The following is a 22,717-nucleotide window of genomic DNA, read 5'->3' on the forward strand; positions in this document are numbered from 1 at the left end:
CAATCCGTATCAAGCAGGCAGGTCGCCATCCTTGCGCCCCGTGCCGGGCGCGATCTCCATTCCCATGCCACCCCCCATATCGCCGCCGCCCCCTTTATTCCCGGGCCTGCCAGCGTCGCCCTTGCCATGGCCAGCGCTGCCCTGCGCGCGCGTCGGTCCTTGCAGCGGAATCATCACATCGCCCGGTATCGGTGCCAGATCGAGGGCCGCGCGAATGAAGCTGCGCAGGGAGATAACCAGCTCAGCCGTGTGGATCGGACGCCCGGCTGCCAGGTCGCCTGCCGCCTGTCCCGCCAGCCGGCAGTGCTCTTCCGTACCGAGCAGCAGGATATCCGCCAGCGCGGCTTCGACGGCGTCGCGGATGCGGCGCGTTCGGTCCGAACTCGATGTCCCATCTGGCGCACCGCTGTCGTCCGCACCGGATGGCGCGCCGGCGCGCAAATCGCGCAAGTGCGTCGGATCGACCGTCAGTTGCCCGGTAAACGACCCGCCCAAGGTCCGATAAGCGGAAATCAGCGTTTTGAGCCGTTCGTTGATCTGGCGGTTCATGCGCTCGCGCCGTTGCTGAATGGTTTGCATCATGAGCATGCGGATGCCCACCCCGAGCAAGGTGAATATGGCCAAGCCGACGACGGTGCTCATCGCCCCTTGCCACGAACTCAAATCCATCATGCGCATCCTGGCCTCGACAGCTGTTTTCGATAAAAGCAGTGTACCTGCGGGGCACAAAATCGCGCGGCGCATTCGATTTGTGCGCCGCTGCGCGAGCACGCCACAGCGCGATGTGCAAAAGCGACGGAGGCGCGGAAATACACGCTCTCCCTCTTTGATACTTGTGGTCGCTATGGCATCCTTCGGGAAATATTTCTTGGTGATAAATAACACGCTCGCCAAGCTCCTTATCCCCAGTCCAGATAGTCCGAAAGATCCACGATGACCCGTTTTCCCCTGAAGTTCATGATGGTTGCCGCCGCGCTTGCCCTGAGCGGCTGCGCCAGCATGCACTCCGGCACCACCCAGCAAGTCAAAGTATCCAGCAATCCCGTGGGCGCCACCGTCTACACCGCGGTAAAGACCACCGATAGCCAGGGCAACGAAAGCGTGACCAACAAGGTCCCCGTCGGCGTCACCCCGCTGACGGTCACCCTGTCGCGCAAGCATGGCGCCCTGTTTGTTGAAAAAGCCGGCTTCGCACCCACCGAAGTGGCGCTGACCACCAAGATGAACCCATGGATGTGGGGCAACATCCTCCTGACCAGCCCACTGAGCACCTCGATCGATACCTCGACCGGCGCCGCGCGCGAATACGATCCCGGCGAATACATGATCGACCTGCAACCGGTCGCCAGGTAAGCCACATGGGCGCCATGAGCACACTGGCCGCCCTTGCCCTGACCGGGCTGCAGACGGGGGCGTCCGCGCCCTCCTGCGGCTGCGCCCAGTTCGCTGCTGACGCCGGCCCTGCCGCGTCAAGCCCGGCGCTTCTCTCCGCCGACGCCCGCGTCCTGCGCGACTTCGCCCTGTTTTCCCACCGCCGCATTGGCGCCGATCTGATCCGCAAGCAGGGACCGTATCTGCAAACCCTCGCCGCCTATTTCCCGCACTGCGCCGATGGCGCGCTCAAACTCGCGTGGCTGCGCCAGACGCTGGCCAGCGCCAGCGATACGCGCCTGTTCGCCGAGCGCCTTGCGCAGCAATACGACAGCGGCCGCACCTGCGCCGTCCCCAAAGAATGAACCCGCTGCGCCGCGTCCTGGCCGGCGCCTTCCTGGGCGTGTGCGCCAGCCACCCAGCCCCGGCGACCGCCGCTTCACTGGAAGACGATGCGCGCCAGGTCGCCGATCAACAGATCGCCAGTGACCCCGCCTGGCTGGCACTGCTGCACTACCGCGCGCACAGCGGCGGCAGCAAGCGCAGCCAGGCCGATCGTCCGCAGTTTTTCCTGTCCCCCGAAGGCAAGAGCTCGCCCGCCGCCGAGCTGCTGGCCGCGGTGGCGGCGCTCCACGCGCCCGCCCAGCGCCAGGATTTCGCCTGCCGCTTCCCGGCACGTTACGAATGGCTGCGCATGCGGCTGGGAGACGACGGCGCCGACGCTGCCATCGAACGATGCCCGCAGTTGTCGCAATGGCTGGCGGGCTTTGCCGGCCAGCGCATCAGCATCAACTTCGCCTCCGGTTATCTGGAAAACCCCTCGTCCACCTTCGGCCACACCTTTCTCAAGCTTTACCAGCACTCCAACAGTGAACTGCTCAGTCCCACAATCAACTACGCGGCCCGCACCGAGGCGCGCGACAGTGCGCTGGCGTTCGTGTTCAAGGGCCTGTTCGGCGGCTTCCCCGGCGTGGCCGACGAGCTGCCCTTCTACCGCCGCCTGCGCACGTATACCGAGAGCGAAGGCCGCGACATTCACGAGTACGAACTCGCGCTCACGCCCGCCGAAGTGCGGCGCGTTCTCCTGCATACCTGGGAAATCAAGGACGGCGCCTTCGACTACGCCTTCCTGCATGAAAACTGCGCTTATCGCACACTCACCCTGATCGACGTGGCGCGCCCGCATGCCGGACTGCTCAAGCGTTTCGGCATGGTGACGGTGCCGGTCGACACCATCCGCGCCCTGCGCGCTGCCGGCATGCTCGGCGCGCACCGGGTATGGCCATCGGCCCCCAAGCGCGTGCGCGATTTTGAAACCCAGGTGACGGCGCAGGACGCCGCCGCCGCGCACCGGATCGCGCTCGGCCAGGCCGGCATCGACCAGATCGCCGCGCTGCCATCGGCGCGGCGCGCGGGCGCGCTGCAACTGGCGTATGAATACGCGTCCGTCCTGATCGACCGCGACGAAGGCGAGCGCGCCACGCGCAAGGATATCCTCGGCGCGATCACCAGGGCGCGCCTGGAGCTCGACGCTCCCGAGCCGCTCGCCAGCCGGGCCGGGCCCGCAACGCCGGAAGACGGCCACGATGGCGGCCTGATGGCCATCGGGGCACGCCAGCGCGCCGGGCAGCGCAGCGTCAGCCTGGAGTACGCGGCCTTCCAGCACACCCTGACCAATCCCCTGCCCGGCTACGAACCGCACGCCGAGATCACCGTGCTCAATCCGGAACTGCACGTGCACGGCCAGCATGCCCGCCTGCGCCGCATCGACTGGCTGGTGGCGCAGTCGGCGATTCCTTCCTCGACCCTGTTCCAGCCACGCGCCTGGCGCCTGCAACTGGCCACCCGCAGCGAGTCCTACCTTGAGCGCGATCACATGGCGAGCAGCGTGGCCTACCATTCCGGCATGGCCTGGCGGCTGGGCGGCGACACGGTGTTCTCGCTGCTGCCCGGCGCCCGCGTGGAAGCCGGCGCCGGCCTGCCCCACCATGCCGGCGTGGCCGGCGCGCTGCACGCGGCAGCCACGCGCCAGGGAGCGCAATGGTCGGCCCAGCTGGAGCTGCAAGCCGAAAAATTCATCGCCGGCGCCACCTTGCGCCGCCTCGGCGCCCGCGCCACTGGGGAGTTCAGGCTGTCGCGCAATCTGTCGCTTGCGCTCGGCGCCGGCCGGACCTGGGCGCCGCGCCACGTGTCCGAACTGAACGTGAGCCTGAAGTGGCGCCAGCGCAGCCTCGCCCATCCGCTGGAGCGCGACTGAGCGGCCCACCGCTTTCAGCGCCCAATATGAGCCGCGCGGCCATCGTGTCCGGGGGAATCAACAAATGCCTTATAATCCTGCGCTGGGCTCGGTAGCCCAGTCGGTAGAGCAGAGGTTTGAAAATCCTTGTGTCGGTGGTTCGATTCCGCCCCGGGCCACCGGGAACATCGTTCACGCAACGCCCACTCATGTAAGTGAGCGTTGTCGCTTGTGGGATTGACGGTCCTCGTGTCCGGTCCATTTCCGGCGCGGGGCAGGACAGCGACGTTCACTCCGCAACATCAAATGAGTCGTCCAACCGACAGCCATCAGTACCTCACTCACGCTGTGCCTCCGCCGATTCAGGCCTTTTGCTGTCTGATAGGAGCAAAAAACGACACTCGACTCGCTACTTCTCGGCACTGCACTTCCCTGCCGCTGTCGCGCTGAAAGATTCTTAAACTGAAACCACCACCACCCTATTTTTCGTGCAATCATTCTGGTCCGCTCAGACAAATAGCCGAACTTACGTCTAACTTGACTGTCCTACATAAACCGAGCGGTCTCTAGCCCTCTAAACATTGCATTCATACAATACAAAACGTTAGTTATCTCAGAACATTTTGCGACATCAGGAACATGGCGAAGAAACAACTTAAAGCGATCGAGCTATTCGCAGGGATCGGAGGATTCCGTCTGGCTTGCGATTCTAAAGGCATCAAGACAGTTTTCGCGAACGATATCAAACCTACTGCATGCAAAGTCTATATGGACGCGTTTGGTGCCGGCGAGCTTCGCATCGGTGATATCAGTGACTATCTCGGTGAGATACCGCCACACGATTTATTGACTGCTGGCTTTCCATGTCAGCCCTTTAGCAGCGCAGGGAAAAAAAATGGTATCCGTGACCCGCGAGGCACTCTCTTTGAGAAAATTGTGGAGGTGCTGACGGTCACTCGACCAAGATATTTCGTACTAGAGAATGTTAAGCGCCTTTTGTCAATGGAAAATGGAGAGCATTTTGCAACAATTATCGATAAACTATCTTCTCTCGGCTATGCGATCGAGTGGCGGCTGCTAAATGCAATGAACCATGGCCTATCTCAGAATCGCCAGCGGATTTTTATCACTGGAGTTCAGGCGAATGGCAATCCTTCAGGACAGGTTCGATTGCTGTCGAAAAGCGAAATAGGGTTTCTGCCTAGAGGTGCGTCATCGCTCCTATCGGATTTCGCTAACTGGCCGAAAATTACGGATCATGGAAAATCATTTCCCACATGGGGTGTAGCACACGATGGCCATTTCTGCGGTGTTACCATACCTTCGTTTTCCGATGCCATGCCGGTTATCAAACTTCAGACCATTTTGGAAAGTGAAGTTGCGGCAGAATTCGATTTTACGGAATCGACGCTATCCCGACTTGGACAGAATACGGTCATCGAAAAATTCGTACAAGGTGTTGAAATCCTGAGCAATCAGGCTGGCGGTGCACGGATGGGTTACACGATTTTCGGAACAAAAGGTGTGGCCCCGACGCTCACTGCGTCAACCAGTAGGCACTATGAACGGTACAAAATTGGCGACAGTTATCGCCGCCTTACGAATGTAGAGTACGCTCGCATCCAGGGCTTCCCGGACAATCACTGTAAGGTTGCGTCGATCTACAATCAATATGAATTAATCGGTAACGCAGTTCCGCCTCAAATGGTCGAGTGGGTTCTTGACCGGCTATTTGACGAAGGAATACCGTTCGCGCAGATTCTCACAACTGACAGGCAACGGGAGATTTTTGAATATGCTGTCTAAGGACCAATTGAAGGCCCTGACAATCGAACATTTGGACGAAATCATGGGATCGTTGAATGACGGCCTCTCCGGTATCGGATTGGATGAACTGGAGCCAACCATTACACGCCTGGGGCGTGGCGGGAAGTTGCCGCATTGGTTCGCAGGACTGAAAAATGATGGACGATTGCCAAACTTTGATGGCAAGACGGTTGGGAGCATTTTGGAAATGGTTTTCGTAGCCGTTTTAGAGCAAAAAATCAAAGTCGACTTAGGCCACGATATTGCGCCGCTCAAGATTAACCCGGCGCGCGGCGTGGATCTCCCTGACCTGGACCTTGGAATCAAGTCTCCCTCGAAGAATTTCTGTACTAGCGAACCATTCTTCACAGCTTATGAGCGCCTTCATGGCAGCGAATTTGATGCTCTGGTCCTGCTTACCGACTATCAAGAAGCCAAGAAAAAGAGCCGGCTCACGCTACAGATTACTGATTGGAAATATCTTAAGAAGACGGAAATTGCCGACTTCAAATTATGCCGACTGGCGTTTAAACACCGCGAATGGCTATTGGCGGACGATGAGCAACGCCTGCAACGCCTCTTCCGTTTCTTGGCGTATGTGAATCAAAGCGATTGGAGGGCTACGCAACTGTTAAAGCTGGTTGAAGACTTGGACAACGAGGAGCAGCTCAAAGACCTTATTTCATCGGGTATTAAAGAGTTTGAGCGACAAAACAAGAAGCGAGAAAAGACTGGCGTCCTTTTGTTGCCTGATACTGACCGCCAAGCGTTGGAGAAAATACAGCAGGTCCAGCCGCTCTACGTTGGCGTACTTGAAGCCGCCGAGAACTGGGTCCTTGAAGTATTGAAAGACGCTGCTCGTGCGCCAAGCGGCGCCGAATGGCACCGTTTAAAAACAGGTGCGCTCGACGGAAAAATTGGGATGAGCTTTGCGCTGCAGTGGAGGTACAACTTCGCCAACATCTTTCGCGCCGTTGGCGATCTGGAAACCGAAATTGAAATCCCTGGACAACTCGATCTCGATCAAGACGACGGCGAATAGCAATCCTTTTCTCCACGCGTCATTTGCATAAGCGATACAGAATCGACGCGAGCACGCCCCCGCCATGCGGGCGTGGCCGGCGCACCGCACGCGGCAGCCACGCGCCAGGGAGCGCAATGGTCGGCCCAGCTGGAGCTGCAAGCCGAAAAATTCATCGCCGGCGCCACCTTGCGCCGCCTCGGCGCCCGCGCCACGGGCGAGTTCAGGCTGTCGCGCAATCTGTCGGTCGCGCTCGGCGCCGGCCGGACCTGGGCGCCGCGCCACGTGTCCGAACTGAACGTGAGCCTGAAGTGGCGCCAGCGCAGCCTCGCCAATCCGCTGGAGCGCGACTGAGCGCAGGTCTCAGCGGACCGGCGCCTCTACGCTCAAGGGCGCAAAGATGGCCTGCAGGTCGTCCTGGGTGATCTGCAAGCCCTGGGTGTCGCCGCCGCTGAGCACCGCGCTGGCCAGCGCAGCCTTCCTTTGCTGCATCTCCTGGATTTTTTCCTCGAGCGTGGCCTTGGCGATGAGCTTGTAGACGAAGACCGGCTTGTCCTGGCCGATGCGCCAGGCGCGGTCGGTCGCCTGGTTCTCCACCGCCGGGTTCCACCAGGGATCGTAATGGATTACGGTGTCGGCCGCCGTCAGGTTCAGGCCCACGCCACCCGCCTTCAAGCTGATCAGGAAGACCGGCACCGCACCGCTCTGGAACGCCGCCACCTGGGCGCTGCGGTCCTTGGTGTCGCCCGTCAGCAAGGCATAGTCGATCTTGCGCGCGCGCAGCTCGTCCTCGATCAGCGCCAGCATGCTGGTAAATTGCGAAAACACCAGGATCTTGCGGCCCTCGTCCAGCAACTCTTCCAGCATGACGGTCAGCTCCACCAGCTTGGCCGACTGCGCGCCGCTCTTGCGCCCGCCGGACAAGCTCACCAGGCGCGGATCGCAGCACACCTGGCGCAGCTTGAGCAAGGCTTCCAGGATGATGATCTGGCTGCGCGCCACGCCCTTGCTGGCAATTGCCGCGCGCACCTTCTTGTCCATCGCCAGGCGCACCGTCTCGTACAGGTCGCGCTGGGCGCCGTCCAGGGTGACTTCCCTCAGCATTTCCGTCTTGGCCGGCAATTCCTTGGCCACATGGTCCTTGGTGCGGCGCAGCAGGAATGGCTTGATGCGGCGCGTCAGGAAGGCGTTGCGCCCGGCATCGCCGTCGCGCTCCACGGGCTTGCGGAAGTCGCTGTTGAATTGCTTTTCGTCGCCCAGCAAGCCGGGCAGCAAGAAATGAAATTGCGACCACAGTTCGCCCAGGTGGTTTTGCAGCGGCGTACCGGTCAGGCAAAGACGATGGCGCGCGCGCAGCAGGGTGGCGGTCCCGGCCGCCTTGGAGCGGTGGTTCTTGATGTATTGCGATTCGTCCAGGATCAGCAAGTGGAACTCCTGTCCCAGCAACGCCGCTTCGTCGCGCGCCAGCAGCGCATAGGTGGTCAGCACCAGGTCGTGGCTGCCCATCGCGCCGAAGCGCCCGGCGCGCTCGGCGCCATGCAGCAGCAGCACGCGCAGGCTCGGCGCGAAGCGCGCCGCTTCCTCCTGCCAGTTGCCCATCAGGCTGGTAGGCGCCACCACCAGGGCCGGGCGGTCCAGCCGCCCCGCTTCCTTTTCCAGCAGGATGTGGGACAAAGTCTGGATGGTCTTGCCCAGGCCCATGTCGTCGGCCAAAATGCCCGCCAGGCCGTATTCGCGCAGAAACTGCATCCACGCCAGGCCTTCTTGCTGGTAATTACGCAGCGTCGCTTGCAGGCCGCGCGGCGGCGCCACCGCCTGCACGCCGCCAAATCCCGCCAGGCGCCGGCCGAGGGAGCGCAGCGTCTCGCCGCCCATCCAGCGCAGCCGGGCGCTGGCCTCGAGCTCGGCCAGGCGGGCCGCGTCCAGGCTGGGCAGGCGGATGGCATTGCCGATGCGTTCGAGAAAATACAGCTCGCCCAGGGTAGCCAGGATCGGCCGGATGCGGCTCCAGGGCAGGCCCACGCGGCCGCCGCCGGGCAGGCGCGCCATCAAGACCTCGCTGTCGGCATGGGCCGCCATCGCCTGTGCATCGAACTGCGCGGGCGCGCCGCGGATCAGTTGCAACAGGATCGGCAGCAGGGGAACGCGCTCGCCGTCGACCACAATCCCCAGTTCCAGCTCGAACCAGGCGTTGCCTTCGCCGCCCTGCTCGACGTCGGCGTACCAGTCGTCGATCTGGCGCACGTCGAAGCGGAAGCTGGGCGCCAGGTCCAGCAGCCAGCCTTGCGCGCGCAGGGCCGGCAAGCCAGTGCGCCCGAAGGCCAGCCAGGCGTCGCTGCCGGGCAGTTCCAGGGCTCCTAAGAAACGCTCCAGCGCCGGCGCGCTGCTGCTCTGGAAGCCGTAGCCTTCCAGGGTGGCATGGGCGAGCGCCTCGGCGCCCAGGTCGCGCTCGATCCGCTCGCTGCCGCTGGCCGTGGTGCGCATCAGCACCTGGCTGGCATCGACCGAGGCGCGCTTGCCATCGTAGTCGAAGGCCAGTACGGCGTAATCGTGCCAGGCCGATTCACGGCCGCCGTGGATACTCTGTTCCATGCTGCCCAGCAAAAGATAGGGGGTTGGGCGGATATCGTCGCGCACCGTCAATCCCATGGCCGGCGGGAGCGGCATCAGGCGGTCCAGCTGCAAGGCTTGCATCTCGGCGGCGAGGCGGACCGCTTGCACCGCCTCGACCTGGGGCGCCTGCTTTACCATGTCCAGCAAGGTCGCGGCGGGCAGCGCGCGCAGCGCGGCCGGCATGTCGAGTTCGCCCAGCTTCCCGTCGTGGAGATACATCGGCGGATCGGTCGGGAGAATCGTGCCGATGGCGCCGCCTTCGGCTTCCCATACCAGGCGCATGACACTGTTCTCGGGGCGCCAGGCCAGCGCGGCGGCGCGGCGTTCACCGCGTACCAGCGGCCGCATCTTGCCTTTGAGTTCCTTGCGCGAGCCGGCCTGCAGCAGCAGGCCCTCGTCCAGCAATTGAGAGAGCAACTGCGCGCCCAGCGCCTCGCGCGGCTGCGCCACCGTGCCGTAGCTGTCGCCATCGGGACGCAGGGCCAGGAACAGGCGCACCAGGGCCCGCTGGCGCGCGCCGGAAGCGTCGACCGCCAGCTCGTAGCAATGGCTGATCGCGGTGGCGCTGGTGTAGCCGCCGTTCGGGCGCGGACGCGAGCGGCACACCACCAGCTCAAGCTCGCCCTGCTTGCCGGGAACGAATACAAAGACCAGCTGCGAGGCCGCCTCGCACTGCGGCAAGCTGCTAGCCTGGACCAGCCGGTCGAGCCAGGCCGAGCTGGCGTACGGAAGGGCGGCGCCGGAGGGGACCTGGACCGCCTGCTGCTCAAGGTAGGCATACAGCACGGCGACCACATGCTTGCAATTGTATTCCATGGGGCAAGTGCAACTGCCGTCGATCATCACCCCGCCATCGTCGCTCACATACACCGTTTGCTCATACACGTAGCGGCCGCTGCCGCCGACCACACCCTCGATCTCCTCGCCGCTGACGTGGCAGGCATGCACTTTCCCGCGCCTGAAATAGTCGCTGCCGCGCTCGCAAGTTGCGTCGTCTATATTGTCATGAATGTCGGCCTGGTCGAAGTATGGGATCTGCATGGGGAATGTCGGTTAGAGGAAAAGAGCCGCTATTATCGCCGCAAGCGGGCGCCGCAAGCGGGCGCCGCAAGCGGGCGCCGCAAGCGGGGCACTCCCTGCATCAGACCCGTGCCGGACGATTTGGTTCACGACGGGCGCGCTCGCGCCCGTCGTCGAGGCAAAAAAAAGCCACCCGAGGGTGGCCTTTCATCCGCAGCGGCACGGGCGCGCCGCGCCCGCTCCGGCTTTCGGGCCGGGCGCCCTGCCTCAGTTAAAAAGGAAATACAGCACCACCAGCACGACGGTTGGCACGCCCAGCATCCATCCAATGACATATTTACCCATGATCTTGCTCCTGTTAATGTTGTGTGATGTCGATGGGTCCAGAATGCCCTGAAAAACCGGTCTGGTCCGTACGCTACATCACGCAACAGCCACACCGGCGCCAGGCGCCGCCGGCCGGCCTGCGCCATGCGCCCCCCTTTGCCGGCCCCTGCCCCTGCGCCAACGCGTTCATTTCCGCGCCTCACAGTGGCTCGTCTCGCTAAGATATATATAGCCACTGAAAAAAACGCCACGAGCGCGCCATCCCCATGCACATCCTCGAATACAGCAACTTTTGCCCGCCCCGCAACAAAGCCCACTACGACAAGGTGCGGCAAGCCATCGAACGCGACGATTTTCGTGCGGTCGACGTCAAGAAACTGGCCAATCTGACCCACGCCAAGATCTATCGCGCCAAGCTCGACTACGCCGACCGCCTGCTGTTCTCTACCATCCGCTACCGCGGCCAAGTCTACGCGCTGCTGCTGGAAGTGATCGAGGGGCACGACTACGCCAAGTCGCGCTTCATGCGCGGGGCCCGCATCGACGAGAACAGTATTCCCGCAGTCGACGCGGCCGAGGCCATCACGCAGGCGGCGCCCATCCCCTACCTGCATCCGCAACGGCGCCAGCTGCACTGGCTCGACAAGGTGATGTCGTTCGACGATGCGCAGCAGGCCGTGTATGTGCAAAACGCGCCCCTGGTCATCGTCGGCAGCGCCGGCAGCGGCAAGACCGCGCTGACGCTCGAAAAAATGAAACAGGCCCAGGGCGACGTCCTGTACGTGACCCATTCGGCCTACCTGGCGCAGTCCGCGCGCGACCTGTATTACGCCGATGGATTCGAACCGGCGGGCCAGGAAGCGACCTTCCTGTCCTACCGCGAATTTCTCGAGTCGGTGCGGGTCCCTCCCGGCCGCGAGGCCACCTGGCGCGACTTTTCCGCCTGGTTCGCGCGCATGCGCCAGCAATGCAAGGGCATCGACGCCCATCAGGCATTCGAGGAAATCCGCGGCGTGCTCATCGCCGATGCCGCTGGCGTACTCACGCGCGAGCAATACCGCGCGCTCGGCACGCGCCAGTCGATCTTCGGCGCGGACGAGCGCGACACCGTCTACGATTTGTTCGAGCGCTACCGCGCGTGGCTAAAACAGGCACAACTGTTCGACCTGAACCTGGTGGCGCATGACTGGCGCCCCGAGGTGCAGGCGCGCTACGACTTCGTGGTGGTCGACGAGGTACAGGACCTGACCGTGGCGCAACTGGCGCTGGTGCTGCAGGCGCTCAGGAAGCCGGGCCAGTTCCTGCTGTGCGGCGACGCGAACCAGATCGTGCACCCGAATTTTTTCTCCTGGAGCAAAGTCAAATCCCTGTTCTGGCGCGACCCCGAACTGGCCGAGCGCCAGCAGTTGCAGGTGTTGCGCGCCAATTTCAGGAATGGCACCCAGGTCACGCGGGTGGCCAACACGCTGCTGAAAATCAAGCACCGGCGCTTCGGCTCGATCGATCGCGAGAGCAATTTCCTGGTCGACGCCGTCAACCAGGAAGCGGGCGCCGTCAGCCTGCTGGCCGACAGCGACAGCGCGCGGCGCGAGCTGAACGCGCAAACGCGCCGCTCCACCCGCTGTGCGCTGCTGGTGCTGCGCGACGAAGACAAGGAGGAAGCGAAAAAGCACTTCGACACGCCGCTGATCTTTTCGGTCCACGAAGCCAAGGGCCTGGAATACGACAGCATCGTGCTGTTCCGCTTCATCTCCGACCACCGCGCCAGGTTTGGCGAGATCGCCGACGGCATCGGCGCGGCCGACATCGCCGGCGACGATCTGCAGTACAGCCGTGCCAGGGACAAGTCCGACAAGTCGCTCGAAATCTACAAGTTCTATGTCAATGCCCTGTACGTGGCCTTGACCCGCGCGGTGCGCCATGTTTACCTGGTCGAATCGGACCCCGCGCATCCGCTGTTGCGCCTGCTCGATATCGCGCAGACGGGCGCGGCGCCCAAGCACGATACGCCCGCGTCCAGCCTGGAAGACTGGCAAAAGGAGGCGCGCAAGCTGGCCTTGCAGGGCAAGCAGGAGCAAGCCGACGCAATCGAGCGCCTGATCCTCAAGAGCACCCCGGTACCCTGGCCGGTGTTCGACGAGGCCAGGTTGCGCGAGAGCCTGTCCAAGGTCTTCCGCGAGCACGCCGCCGGCAGCAAGCACAAGGGCCATCTGTACGAGTATGCCGCCTGTTTCGACGAATCGGTCCTGGCCGACGTGCTGGCGCGCTGTGCCGGCTACGGGCAGGCGTACCACTTCCGCAAGCTCGGCGCCACGCTCGGGCGGCGCCACTACATGCCCTATTTCGCGCGCAACATCAAGGATGTGCTGCGGCTGTGCGACAAGCATGGCGTCGAGCATCGCACGCCGATGAACCAGACGCCCCTGATGGCGGCGGCGGCGGCCGGCAACCTGCCCCTCATCGAGGCCTTGCTGGCGCGCGGTGCCGACCTGTCCGCCACCGACCACCTGGGCCGCAACGCGCTGCACTGGGCCATGGCCACCGCCCTGCGCGAGCCGGCCTACGCCAGCGGTCCGTTCGGCGCCGTCTACCAGCTGGTGGCGCCACCCTGCATCGACGTCATGGCCGGTGAGCGCCTGGCGCGCATCGACCGCCGTCAATCCGAGTACCTGCTGTTTCAAACCATGTGGGTGCTGTTCAAGTCCTGCTTTGGCCGGGCCGATGCCGGCGACCGCGGCAGCTTCGACGCCGGCATGCTGCTGGCGGCCTACGAAAAATGGCCATCCACGGTGCTGGCGCCGGAACGCGGCAAGCGCGCCTTTATCTCGGGCGTCCTGGCGCGCAACGAGGTCAGCCGCGACTATGCGTACAACCGGCGCCTGTTCAAACGCTTGTCGACCGGGCGCTACCAGTTCAATCCGGCACTGGCGCTGCGCCAGCCGGGCCAGGAAGGCGATGGCTGGCATGCCGCGTTTGCCCTGCTGAACCTGCCCCTGGTCAAGGAACTGGCCGACCCTGGCTACGCCGACTACATCGATTCGCTGCTCAAGCTGGCCGGAATGCCCCCTGCGGGCGAACCGCTGTGGCACGCCGCCATCATGCGCCACAGCGGCCATGCGTCATGAGCATGCCGGCGAGCTAATCAGCGCGCAACGGACTTCAGGCAGGCTTGCGCCTGGCCATCGGCGGCGGCCCTGGCCGCCGCATTGGCGGCGCCCGAGGTCGCATCGACCACCTTCACGACACACGCCGTGTGCTTGCCGATCTGCGCCACCACCAGGACCGGGCGCCGCTTCGGGCGCTCCGGATCGCTTTGATCCATCAGCGTCAGGCGCACGATCAATGCCACCGGAAAAGTCTTTTCACCGATCCTGGCAACCCGCCACTCGGCCTTGTTCCCTAGCGTGGAAAACCCCTGGGTGACGACATCCCAGTAATTGAGCGCGACGATCCGCGCATCCGGGCTCACGACATCGATCGAATTTCGCCCATCGTCGTCCAGGATACGCAGGCGGTAATCGCCCACGCCGGGGCATGTCAATGTGTAGGCGCCACTGGTTTTGTCGTCAACCGATTTCTTGCAGGCCTTGCCGGCGATGTCGGTGTACACGCTGCTCAGGTTCGTGCGCGCACACGCCCCGGCACTCAAGCTGGCTGCCAGTGCAGCGACGAGTCCCATCAAGCGAATGTTCATGAAGGTCCCTTCGTTGGAGTTTCAGATAGCGGGAGTCTACTCTCTCGCCACCCTGATCCCGGGCGGACACCCCCGGTGGCGGCACAATCGCCTGCCACGACCGATTCGGCGTCAGCTGGCCTGGTTGTAAGCAAATACAGCAAGTTGTAAGCACGTGTAAAGGCCGTCAACTCAACGGTTGCGGGCGGCGTTTTCAGCTCAGTGACACGGCAAATGTGCACCGAACCTCAACCCAGAAAAAGGACTGACCATGAAAAAAGTAATCGCTACCCTGACCGTCGGATTGTTCGCCAGCGCCGCATTCGCGCAGTCCCCGACACCGGCTACGGCACCAGCAACACCGGTAGCGAAGGCTGAAGTAAAGGTTGAAACCAAAGCCGAAGTCAAAGCACCAGCACAGGATATCAAGACCGCCGTCGAAGCCGCCAAACCGGCTGCGCAGGCAAGCAAGTAAGCAAGACGCTTCATACAAACAAAATAAACCGTTTATACCAATTCCAAGGAAACCACATCATGAAAAAAACTATCGCTACCCTGATCACCGGCCTGTTCGCTACCGCTGCTTTCGCTCAAGCTCCTGCTCCGGCCGCCCCGGCTGCGCCAGCCGCGAAAACCGAAGCGCCTGTCGTTAAAACCGAATCCAAGGAAACCAAGGTCGTGAAGACCGATACCAAGGATGCGCACGTGGTCAAGACCGACACCAAGGAAACCACGGTCACTCCCGGTGCCAAGGAAGAAGTCACCACCACCAAGACCGAAGTAAAAACCCACAAGAAGTCCGCCAAGGCCCGCGCCAAGGCAGCGAAAGTAGCCATGCCAGCGGAAAAAACCGCCAGCGCGCCAGCGCCAGCAGCAGCGCCGGTCGCCACGCCAGCAGCGGCCCCGGCCCCGGCAGCCAAGTAATATCCCTCCACTCCCCGCTGCGGCGGGGATGGTCTTGAGCGCCTTCGCGTCAAGTACAACGCCAACCCATGCAGGTTGGCGTTGCTGTTTCCGGCGCCGATATTCCCGGCCGGCCGGCGGCACCGTGGCGTAAATTGACTGTATTTTGTCATTTACGCCAAAACCACCTCCTCGTAAGATAGCCCTGGTACCCGTGGCCTCGACGTTTGCGCCGGCGTCCCGCGACTATTTGATGGCCTGACAGGAGTTTCAATCATGACTGGATTCACCCGCCTCGTGCTTATTGCACTTGCCTCCCTCGCCCTGACGGGGCCATCGATCGCCCAGGAGGGCGCGCCTGTCGTGGCGCCGGCCGTGGCCAGCGGCCGGCCCGGCGAAAAAATCGATGCCTACGCGCCGCGCTTCGGGCGCACCCGCCCCGTCATCGCAGTCGTTGGCGAAAACAGCGGCACGGTGATGTCCGACTTCGTGCTCCCCTATGGCGTACTGGCCCGATCCGGCGTCGCCGAGGTGGTCAGCGTGGCCACCCAAGCCGGACCGCTGTACCTGCCTCCGTTGAAAATCAATCCGGACAATACCGTCGCCCAGTTCGACCAGCGCTATCCCGACGGTGCCGATTATGTCGTCGTTCCCGCCATGGCCAAGAACAATGACCCGACCCTGCTGGCCTGGGTCGGCGCCCAGGCGGCAAAAGGCGCGACCATGGTCAGCATCTGCAATGGTTCGATCGAGCTGGCCAGGGCCGGCCTGACGCGCGGCCACCGCGCGACCGGCCACTGGAGCACCCACCAGGCGCGCATGGCCAGCTATCCGGACACGGTCTGGGTGAAAAACGCGCGCTACGTCGCCGATGGAAAAATCGTATCGAGTGCCGGCATCAGCGCGGCCATTCCAGCCTCCCTGGCCCTGGTCGAAGCCATTGGCGGCACCGAACGCGCGCAGGTCCTGGCCACGCAGCTCGGCGTTGGCGACTGGGGCAGCGCGCACGATAGCGACGCGTTTCGCATCACCTTCGGCGACCGCGTGACGGCCGTCACCTCGTATTTTCTGCGTCCCAGCCAGGATATCGGCATTCCCGTGGCCCCCGGCGTGGACGAACTGGCGCTCTCGCTCAGCGCCGACGCCTACACCGCCACCCTGCGCGCGCGCGTCCATGCGCTGGCGCAGTCCGACGCGCCGCTCAGGACCCGCAACGGCTTGATGCTGGTTCCCGACATGGTCGCCGGCCAGGGCAAGCAGCTTGACTGGGTACTGCCCGAATTCGACGCCACCCCGTCCGCCCGGGTGCTCGACAAGGCGCTCGACGACATCAGCGCCCGCTATGGCGTGGCCGCCGCCCGTTTCGTCGTGCTGGAAGCGGAGTATCCACGCCAGGCGCGATAATGCGTTTTCGGCATTGGCTTACATAAGGAAACCGCATGCCTGGTTCGACAACGCGGCGCATTGTCTTTCTCGCCTACGAAGACATGAACTTGCTCGACCTGGCCGGTCCGCTGCAAGCCTTCGCCACCGCCAACCGGCTTGGCCAGGCCGCCGGCGCGACGCTGCCGTATGACACCGTCGTCGCTTCCGTCGGCGGCGGCAGCGTCATGTCCAGCGCCGGGCTGGCGGTCGACACGCGAGCCCTGGCAACGCTGGACGGAACGGATATCGATACGCTGATCGTCGCGGGCGGCTGCAAGGGCGAGGAATTCACCGTCTGCCCCGACCTGGTGGACTGGATCGCCCGCCACGCAGCCGGCGCGCGGCGCGTGTGCTCGGTATGCAGCGGCGCTTTCGTGCTGGCCGCCACCGGCCAATTGGACGGGCGCCGCGTGGCAACCCACTGGGCCTGGGCCGAGCGCCTCCAGCAGCGCCACCCGCAAGTGCGGGTCGATGCGGATGCCCTGTTCATCCAGGATGGCGCGCTCTGGACCTCGGCCGGCGTCACCGCCGGCATCGACATGAGCCTGGCGCTGATCGAAGCGGACCACGGCCACCAGATCGCCATCCAGACCGCGCGCCAGCTGGTGATGTTCATCAAGCGCGCCGGCGGACAATCGCAATTCAGCGTGCCGCTGGCCACCCAAGCGCGCGACGACGGCAATTTCGCCAGCCTGCATTCCTGGATCGCCGGCCACATCGACCAAGACCTCGGCGTGGCCCGGCTGGCGCAAATGGCGACATGTCGCTGCGCACCTTCGTGCGCGTCTACACCGCCACGGTGGGCCGCACGCCGGCCAAGACCGTCGAGGCGATCCGCATGGAAGCGGCCTGCCGGGCGCTGGAATCGAGCACCCTGCCCCTGAAAGCCATTTGCATCAAGATTGGCTACGCCGAAGAACAAACGCTGCGCCGGGTTTTTCTCCGCAATTTCGGCGTCAACCCGCTGCAGTACCGCGCCCGCTTTTCGGAACGCGCGGGACCTGTCCGCGCGCCCTGAGCGGCAGGCGGATGCCCGTTACCACATCAGGTCATCGGGAATCTGGAACGCCGCGTACGGATCGTCCGCATCGACTTCGGTACTGGTTTTATTCACGCGCACCACGATCGAGGCATCGCGCTCGGCGATTTTATCGGCAATCACGCGCGGTACCAGCTCGGTCGAATCGCCCTGGCGAATGATCACCAGGCGACCGGCCACCAGGTGCGCCTGGACCGCCGCCGATACGTAGAAACGCTCGATCTTGTTGTTGTGCGTGAAGTTGTACGCGATATCGCCATTGCCCTTGCTCTGGCGATTCTTCTGCACCATCTGGGTGATCTGCGCGCCGATCGCTTTTTCGTTCGCCGCCGCGTCGCGCTGGGCATTGAGTTCGCGCGCCCGCTCGGCGTTCTTGCGCTGGGTTTCGAGGGCGGCCAGGCGCGCTTCATCGACAGTCTCGGTGCCGGTGCGGCGCTCGACCTTCTTCTGCTTGCTCTTGTCCTGGTTGGCCTGTTTGACCTTGTTTTTGTCGACCAGGCCGGCTTTCAAAAACTGCTCTTGTAACGAGGCCATATGCACTACTCCGTAAATGAGGTTCGCCGGACCGGGCAATGGCGCCGGCCGCTGGAAAAGCGATAGCATAGCAAAAATGCCGGCCCCGATGCCCGGGAATTGACGCAATCGACCTGTCCGGCGGCCGCTGTTAGAATCGCCCCCATGACCATCCTCGTTCCCCACACCGTCCCGCCACACGGCGCCATCCGCAGCCGGCTGCGCTGGCTGGCCGCCAGCCTGCTCCTGGCCGCACTGCCGGCGAGCGCCCAGCCGCGCACCGCGCTCATCGGCTTGATCAACGCGTACCGCGCCGCGCCGCATGCCTGCCAGGGCCGCAGCATGGGGCCGGTCGCGCCGCTGGCGCCCCATCCGGCCTTGTCCAAGGTGCAGATCGGAACGGGGACCCTGCTGGCCCCGGCCCTCGCGCGCGCCGGCTATCCGGTGGCGCACGCCGACGCGATCTTTGTGGCGGGTGTGTCCGATCCCGTGCGCGTCATGGCCAGCATCGAACGCAGCTATTGCAAGACGCTGCTGAGCACGCAATTTTCCGAGATCGGCGCCAGGCGCACCGGCGACAGCTGGCTGATCGTGCTGGCCCAGCCGGCCCCGCCCTCGGCCGCCTCGCGCCTGCCGCCGCCGCGCGAAGCCGGACAGCGCATCCTGGACGCGGTCAACCAGGCCCGCGCCAGCGCCCGCAACTGCGGCGCGCAGCCGTTCGAGGCCGCGCCGCCGCTGGCCTGGAACGAGGAATTGGCAAGCGCGGCGCTGGGCCACAGCGGCAACATGGCCAGGCAACGCTATTTGAGCCACGCGGGCAAGGATGGCCGCATGGTGGACGAACGCGCGCTCGAAGCCGGCTACCGCTGGCGCCGCATCGGCGAAAACATCGCGGTCGGGCAAGAGTCGGCCGCGGACGCGGTCGCCGGATGGCTCACCAGCCCCGGCCATTGCGCCAATCTGATGGATGCGCAATTTACCGACATGGGCGCCGGCTACGCCGTCAACCACGCGGGCGACAGCCCGCGCGTCTACTGGACCCAGGTGCTGGCGGCGCCCGCCGAGCCGATGCCGGAAGCACAGGGCGAAGCGCCCGAGGCCAGGTAAGCCGGCGCCGCGCCGCGCCGCGCGCGGCTGCGCTGTCACCAGCGCGCCGGGCGGCCCTGGTCGCCGAAGCGATAATCGCATACGCCTTGCGGAAAAATCCGCTCCAGCCATTCCTTGTCGCGCGCGCTGAAGCGGGCGGCCTCCGGATAAGTGCCGTCCCTGAGCGCCGCCGCCACCGGTTTCAGCTTGCACTTGAAGATATCGCCCTTGAGCGCGTCGCCGGCCACCATGCGCGGACTGGCGTACACGGGAAAGGCGGCGCTGCAGGCGCCTTTCGGCTGCTGGTTCAGGATGCCGTCCCAGACCGATGCGCCGGCTGCGATCACGGCGCCGCTGGCATCAAAACAGGCGTCCGCAAATTGGGCGGGCGCGCTGCCCGTGCTCAGGTAGCGGTCCAGCACCCCCAGCGCATCGATGACGTGCGCCGGCTGGTCCGCCGCGGGCGTGGTAAACCAGATCACCTGCTTGTTTGCCGCCGCGCGGTTGGCGTCCAGCAGGCGCGCGCGCACCGAAAAAGCCTGGCGCGCGTTGTGCATATTGAGCACCGGTTCCAGGTAGGGCCGCACATCGATCATCGGAATGCCCAGCCGCTGCCCGGTGAACACATGCCCGGACGTGTAGGCCGCGTGCATGGCCGACAGCTCGCCCGCGCGGCGGGGCGCGGGCAGGCCGCCCGGGTCGCGGCAGGTGGCGCTGCGCTGCATGTTGCGCGCGTCGAACGGGTCGGCGGCGCTATCCCACATGACGAACTGCGACGGCGCTTTCCAGCTGCCGACGCAGGCATTGACGCGCAAGAATTCATCCTTGCCGATCCGCCCCGCCAGCAGCGCGCCAAGCCCGTACTGCACGCCGACGTTGTCGATCGAATTGGGCGCGAAGCCATGGCTGTCGGTGCCGTAGATATGGGCCAGGTCGTTCCAGTGGGTCCATTTGACCTTGGCGAAGACATCCGGCGGATACCCGTAATTCTGGGCCACCAGCTCGTAGCGTGGGTCTTTGTAGACCGGATTGACCACGGTCGGCACCGCGCCCTGCCAGCCATTGATGCACTCGGTCGATCCCGGCTTGTCGTTGATGGGATTGACCACCGTATCGCTGGCATTGCTGCCCTCGATCAGGGCGCGCCGGCTCCAGGTCTTCCACGGCGAGGCGGGATCGAGCGCCACCTCGTCGCTGAAATACTGCTCCAGCAGCGGGCAGTCGGCCACCGGAATCGTTTGGGTGACCATGTCCGGATACGATTGCACCGGAATGCCGGCGTCCAGCAATCCCGGCCGGTTTTGCGCAAACAGATACTGCTGCACCGCCCCGCCCGAGCCGCCGATGCCGATCGTGAAGGCCGGCTGGCCGACCGCCTCGATGAAGCGTTCCTTGGTCATCATGGCCGTTTCTTCCGCCAGGCGCATGTTGTAATGCACGCCCGCTTCATTTCCGGACGAATTAGCCACCGCATACCCCTGCGCCAGTACCCGGGAAATGATCTGGCGCTCGATGCCGCGCAGGCCGCTGCTGAACCAGATCGCCGTGCCCTGCTGGTGGCCGACACCCACGCCGCCGCGCAGCCAGTACACCAGCTTGCGGTTCCAGGCCGCGGTATCGAACTGCGGCGCCGCACCGGCGCGCCCGGCAAATGGCGCCAGCATGGCGATGGTGTACGCGAAGCGGTTGATGGTGCCGGCTTCGACCCGCACCACGAACGGCACGCTGGCGCCGTTGAGGGTGATCGTTTTCAGGTCGGCCGGCGGCTTGGCGTAGCCGGTGGCGGCGTCAAACGGCTTGAAGCTCTCGCCGGTGTGGTAAAAGTAGTGGATCTGCGGCTTGATGGCGCAGTACCGGCTGTACCCGAGCACGCGTGTGCCGGGCGCATCGACGCCCGGCACACGCGTGCTCGGCGCATCGACGCCCGGCGCATCGAACACCGGATGGCCGATGCCGTCCTGGTTATCCACCAGCGGCTGGCCCAGGCCCGATTCCTGGGTGCGGCACACGAACGGCTGCTGCTGCGGACCGGTAAACATCGGTCCCGTCACCGGGTGGTTGGTCAGCACCAGCGAATCGGATACCGCCCGCCCGCTGTCATTCATGTACGTCACCTCGAGCACATTGTCGCCATCGGCCAGGCCGGACACCACGCCTTCCACGCGCGTGCCGGCGGCCGTCATGGGGGGATCGATGCGCTGGCCATTGAGCCGGAAGAGCAGCTTGCCATGCGCGTCGCCGGCCACCGCGACAGCGATGCGGGCGTCGCCGCCCGACACATAGCGGGGCGCGCTGGAGAGCACCGTCAGGCGCAAGCGGGTGTCCGGCGCATGCGCGGCGCCCCCGCATCCGGTCAGTCCGATTGCCGCGAGCGCACAGGCGGCGGCCCTTGTCCAATGATTCATGGCGTCTGCTCCTTGGGTGGTTGTCCGGTACCAAAGCCTTGTTCATCTTGCTCTGCGACTCTCGCCAAGCATTGACTAAAATCAATGTCGTAAGGCATCAGTTTAGCCTTTTACAGCGCTAAAACAACACCTTTGCATGATGCGTTTGAGCACCGTCGCGAAACTTTCATGCAGCGTGGATGCAATAGTCCCTAGCGGGATTGCACATCCGGCGCGCGCGCATGGCCGCGCAAGCAGCTGGGGGCGCTTCGGGCCGGTCCGCCACGCTGCGGATTTTGTTTGTGTGGGGCATTACTCATAGTAGACTGATTCATCAACGCAAGCTGGGGAAACCGAAGCATGCCTGCCCATGTCCGCACCGCCGTTCACCCATCGACGCGCCTGGCCCACCCCGGCGGCGCCGCCCTTGTCCTGTCCAAGCTGTTCCGTTTGCCTCCCCGTTCACCACGCCGCGACTGACCATCAAAGGAAGCACTATGTCCGAACTCTCCGCATTTTTTCAGAACGTCAAACTCCCGGTGATCTCCGAAGTGGCCCATTCCCTCATCAAGACGCTCGATGATGAAGATGCCTCGGCCAAGTTGATCAGTTCCATCATCGCGCGCGATCCGGCGCTCACCGCCAAGCTGATGCGCCTGGCCAACAGCGCCCGCTTCGGCGTCTCGCGCGGCGTCAATTCGCTCGACGACGCCATCGCCATGACCGGCATGTCGCACGTGCGCACCCTGGCGCTGGCGGCCTGCTTCGCCGAAACCTTCCCCGACTTGCCGGGCCTGGACAGCGATGAATTCTGGAAAAGCAGCATGGCGTGCGCCGGCTATGCCAAGTGGCTCTCGGGCAGCCTTGGCAGCGATGGCCAGGATGCCTGGCTGGCGGGGATGATGGTGCGCCTGGGCGAACTGCTGATCTACCAGGCCGAACCGACCGCGTTCGCGGAAATCGAACAGCAGCCGCACCTGCCCGGCGGGCGCTGGGAGCGCGAACAGCGTTTGCTGGGTTTTTGCGAAGGTGAAATCACGGCCGAGCTGGGGCGGCGCTGGAACTTCCCCGAGACCATCGTGCGCGCGCTGGCATGCTCGTCGGACCCGCTGGAGGCCCATCCGTTCAGCAAGCTCGGCGGCATCATCCACCTGGCCAGCCTGCTGGCCGATACCCCCAGCGACGACCCGGAGATTCTCGACACGCTGCCGCAGGACCTCGTCACGGCCCTGCAACTGAACCGCGAATGGATGAAAGCCAAGTTCCCATCGCACGATTCGTTCTCGGCGGCGCCGTAAGC

At 64.2% G+C, this 22,717-nt stretch carries 19 protein-coding genes and 1 tRNA gene; 15 read left to right on the top strand and 5 right to left on the bottom strand.

The window, feature by feature from the left end:
- Positions 1–9: 9 nt before the first annotated feature.
- Complete coding sequence (locus tag PO883_RS18880) at positions 10–678, bottom strand: hypothetical protein (protein WP_289311152.1); 669 nt, start codon at positions 676–678, stop codon at positions 10–12.
- Positions 679–933: 255 nt separating this feature from the next.
- On the opposite strand from PO883_RS18880, the gene PO883_RS18885 reads away from it, so the two are divergent.
- From PO883_RS18885 to PO883_RS18915, 7 genes are all read left to right on the top strand, one after another.
- A complete protein-coding gene (locus PO883_RS18885) occupies positions 934–1,353 on the top strand; it encodes a hypothetical protein (RefSeq protein ID WP_289311125.1) in 420 nt (139 codons plus the stop codon).
- A gap of 14 nt (positions 1,354–1,367) precedes the next feature.
- Positions 1,368–1,736: a hypothetical protein gene (locus PO883_RS18890; protein WP_289311126.1), complete on the top strand. Its 369-nt coding sequence runs from the start codon at positions 1,368–1,370 to the stop codon at positions 1,734–1,736.
- A complete protein-coding gene (locus PO883_RS18895; RefSeq protein WP_289311127.1) occupies positions 1,733–3,628 on the top strand; it encodes a DUF4105 domain-containing protein in 1,896 nt (631 codons plus the stop codon). Before PO883_RS18890 ends, PO883_RS18895 begins: the two co-directional genes overlap by 4 nt.
- An 85-nt stretch (positions 3,629–3,713) precedes the next feature.
- Positions 3,714–3,786, top strand: a tRNA-Phe gene (locus PO883_RS18900).
- Positions 3,787–4,246: 460 nt separating this feature from the next.
- Positions 4,247–5,413, top strand: a complete 1,167-nt coding sequence (locus tag PO883_RS18905) for a DNA cytosine methyltransferase (protein ID WP_289311128.1) — start codon at positions 4,247–4,249, stop codon at positions 5,411–5,413.
- Positions 5,397–6,455 carry a hypothetical protein gene (locus PO883_RS18910; protein WP_289311129.1) on the top strand — a complete coding sequence of 353 codons (1,059 nt, stop codon included), beginning with the start codon at positions 5,397–5,399 and terminating at the stop codon, positions 6,453–6,455. Before PO883_RS18905 ends, PO883_RS18910 begins: the two co-directional genes overlap by 17 nt.
- Positions 6,456–6,527: 72 nt before the next feature.
- Complete coding sequence (locus PO883_RS18915; RefSeq protein ID WP_289311130.1) at positions 6,528–6,788, top strand: hypothetical protein; 261 nt, start codon at positions 6,528–6,530, stop codon at positions 6,786–6,788.
- Between the two features lie 9 nt (positions 6,789–6,797).
- Here the strand turns inward: PO883_RS18915 and PO883_RS18920 are convergent, their stop codons facing one another.
- The gene (locus PO883_RS18920) at positions 6,798–10,088 is read right to left on the bottom strand and encodes a DEAD/DEAH box helicase (protein WP_289311131.1); all 3,291 of its coding nucleotides are present in this window, start codon (positions 10,086–10,088) and stop codon (positions 6,798–6,800) included.
- A gap of 572 nt (positions 10,089–10,660) precedes the next feature.
- On the opposite strand from PO883_RS18920, the gene PO883_RS18925 reads away from it, so the two are divergent.
- A complete protein-coding gene (locus PO883_RS18925; protein WP_289311132.1) occupies positions 10,661–13,519 on the top strand; it encodes a UvrD-helicase domain-containing protein in 2,859 nt (952 codons plus the stop codon).
- 17 nt (positions 13,520–13,536) lie between these two features.
- Here the strand turns inward: PO883_RS18925 and PO883_RS18930 are convergent, their stop codons facing one another.
- Positions 13,537–14,088, bottom strand: coding sequence for a hypothetical protein (locus tag PO883_RS18930; RefSeq protein ID WP_289311133.1), 552 nt, complete (start codon positions 14,086–14,088; stop codon positions 13,537–13,539).
- A gap of 250 nt (positions 14,089–14,338) precedes the next feature.
- Here PO883_RS18930 and PO883_RS18935 point away from each other — a divergent pair, with 250 nt between their 5' ends.
- The 5 genes from PO883_RS18935 to PO883_RS34915 all read left to right on the top strand — a co-directional run bounded on the left by PO883_RS18935 (position 14,339) and on the right by PO883_RS34915 (position 17,413).
- A complete protein-coding gene (locus PO883_RS18935) occupies positions 14,339–14,542 on the top strand; it encodes a hypothetical protein (RefSeq protein ID WP_167088869.1) in 204 nt (67 codons plus the stop codon).
- 59 nt (positions 14,543–14,601) lie between these two features.
- Positions 14,602–14,991 (top strand): hypothetical protein, encoded by a 390-nt coding sequence (locus tag PO883_RS18940; RefSeq protein ID WP_289311134.1) that lies wholly within the window; start codon positions 14,602–14,604, stop codon positions 14,989–14,991.
- A 255-nt stretch (positions 14,992–15,246) separates the two neighbouring features.
- Positions 15,247–16,374 (top strand): DJ-1/PfpI family protein, encoded by a 1,128-nt coding sequence (locus PO883_RS18945; RefSeq protein ID WP_289311135.1) that lies wholly within the window; start codon positions 15,247–15,249, stop codon positions 16,372–16,374.
- Positions 16,375–16,409: 35 nt separating this feature from the next.
- Positions 16,410–17,279 (top strand): AraC family transcriptional regulator, encoded by an 870-nt coding sequence (locus PO883_RS18950; RefSeq protein ID WP_308605946.1) that lies wholly within the window; start codon positions 16,410–16,412, stop codon positions 17,277–17,279.
- Positions 17,195–17,413, top strand: a complete 219-nt coding sequence (locus tag PO883_RS34915) for a helix-turn-helix domain-containing protein (RefSeq protein WP_373890084.1) — start codon at positions 17,195–17,197, stop codon at positions 17,411–17,413. The genes PO883_RS18950 and PO883_RS34915 overlap by 85 nt, the downstream gene beginning before the upstream one ends.
- Positions 17,414–17,431: 18 nt before the next feature.
- Here the strand turns inward: PO883_RS34915 and PO883_RS18955 are convergent, their stop codons facing one another.
- Positions 17,432–17,968 carry a DUF2058 domain-containing protein gene (locus PO883_RS18955; RefSeq protein WP_289311136.1) on the bottom strand — a complete coding sequence of 179 codons (537 nt, stop codon included), beginning with the start codon at positions 17,966–17,968 and terminating at the stop codon, positions 17,432–17,434.
- Between the two features lie 144 nt (positions 17,969–18,112).
- Between PO883_RS18955 and PO883_RS18960 the strand changes: the two genes are divergently transcribed.
- Positions 18,113–19,054, top strand: a complete 942-nt coding sequence (locus tag PO883_RS18960; protein WP_289311137.1) for a CAP domain-containing protein — start codon at positions 18,113–18,115, stop codon at positions 19,052–19,054.
- Between the two features lie 35 nt (positions 19,055–19,089).
- Here PO883_RS18960 and PO883_RS18965 read toward each other — a convergent pair whose 3' ends face one another.
- Positions 19,090–21,438: a DUF6351 family protein gene (locus PO883_RS18965; protein ID WP_289311138.1), complete on the bottom strand. Its 2,349-nt coding sequence runs from the start codon at positions 21,436–21,438 to the stop codon at positions 19,090–19,092.
- Between the two features lie 476 nt (positions 21,439–21,914).
- Between PO883_RS18965 and PO883_RS18970 the strand changes: the two genes are divergently transcribed.
- Positions 21,915–22,715, top strand: coding sequence for an HDOD domain-containing protein (locus PO883_RS18970; RefSeq protein ID WP_289311139.1), 801 nt, complete (start codon positions 21,915–21,917; stop codon positions 22,713–22,715).
- Positions 22,716–22,717 lie beyond the last annotated feature (2 nt).

This window comes from Massilia sp. DJPM01 (assembly GCF_030348125.1).
In the GTDB taxonomy this organism is placed as follows: Bacteria; Pseudomonadota; Gammaproteobacteria; order Burkholderiales; family Burkholderiaceae_D; genus Telluria_A; species Telluria_A frigida.

Excerpts from the sequence above, each read along its gene's own strand:
- PO883_RS18940 (WP_289311134.1), top strand. The coding sequence starts at position 14,602 with ATGAAAAAAACTATCGCTACCCTGATCACCGGCCTGTTCGCTACCGCT.
- PO883_RS18885 (WP_289311125.1), top strand. The coding sequence starts at position 934 with ATGACCCGTTTTCCCCTGAAGTTCATGATGGTTGCCGCCGCGCTTGCC.
- PO883_RS18950 (WP_308605946.1), top strand. The coding sequence starts at position 16,410 with ATGCCTGGTTCGACAACGCGGCGCATTGTCTTTCTCGCCTACGAAGAC.
- PO883_RS18935 (WP_167088869.1), top strand. The coding sequence starts at position 14,339 with ATGAAAAAAGTAATCGCTACCCTGACCGTCGGATTGTTCGCCAGCGCC.
- PO883_RS18930 (WP_289311133.1), bottom strand. The coding sequence starts at position 14,088 with ATGAACATTCGCTTGATGGGACTCGTCGCTGCACTGGCAGCCAGCTTG.
- PO883_RS18880 (WP_289311152.1), bottom strand. The coding sequence starts at position 678 with ATGCGCATGATGGATTTGAGTTCGTGGCAAGGGGCGATGAGCACCGTC.
- PO883_RS18895 (WP_289311127.1), top strand. The coding sequence starts at position 1,733 with ATGAACCCGCTGCGCCGCGTCCTGGCCGGCGCCTTCCTGGGCGTGTGC.
- PO883_RS18960 (WP_289311137.1), top strand. The coding sequence starts at position 18,113 with ATGACCATCCTCGTTCCCCACACCGTCCCGCCACACGGCGCCATCCGC.
- PO883_RS18925 (WP_289311132.1), top strand. The coding sequence starts at position 10,661 with ATGCACATCCTCGAATACAGCAACTTTTGCCCGCCCCGCAACAAAGCC.
- PO883_RS18970 (WP_289311139.1), top strand. The coding sequence starts at position 21,915 with ATGTCCGAACTCTCCGCATTTTTTCAGAACGTCAAACTCCCGGTGATC.
- PO883_RS18920 (WP_289311131.1), bottom strand. The coding sequence starts at position 10,088 with ATGCAGATCCCATACTTCGACCAGGCCGACATTCATGACAATATAGAC.
- PO883_RS18945 (WP_289311135.1), top strand. The coding sequence starts at position 15,247 with ATGACTGGATTCACCCGCCTCGTGCTTATTGCACTTGCCTCCCTCGCC.
- PO883_RS18905 (WP_289311128.1), top strand. The coding sequence starts at position 4,247 with ATGGCGAAGAAACAACTTAAAGCGATCGAGCTATTCGCAGGGATCGGA.
- PO883_RS18965 (WP_289311138.1), bottom strand. The coding sequence starts at position 21,438 with ATGAATCATTGGACAAGGGCCGCCGCCTGTGCGCTCGCGGCAATCGGA.
- PO883_RS18955 (WP_289311136.1), bottom strand. The coding sequence starts at position 17,968 with ATGGCCTCGTTACAAGAGCAGTTTTTGAAAGCCGGCCTGGTCGACAAA.
- PO883_RS18890 (WP_289311126.1), top strand. The coding sequence starts at position 1,368 with ATGAGCACACTGGCCGCCCTTGCCCTGACCGGGCTGCAGACGGGGGCG.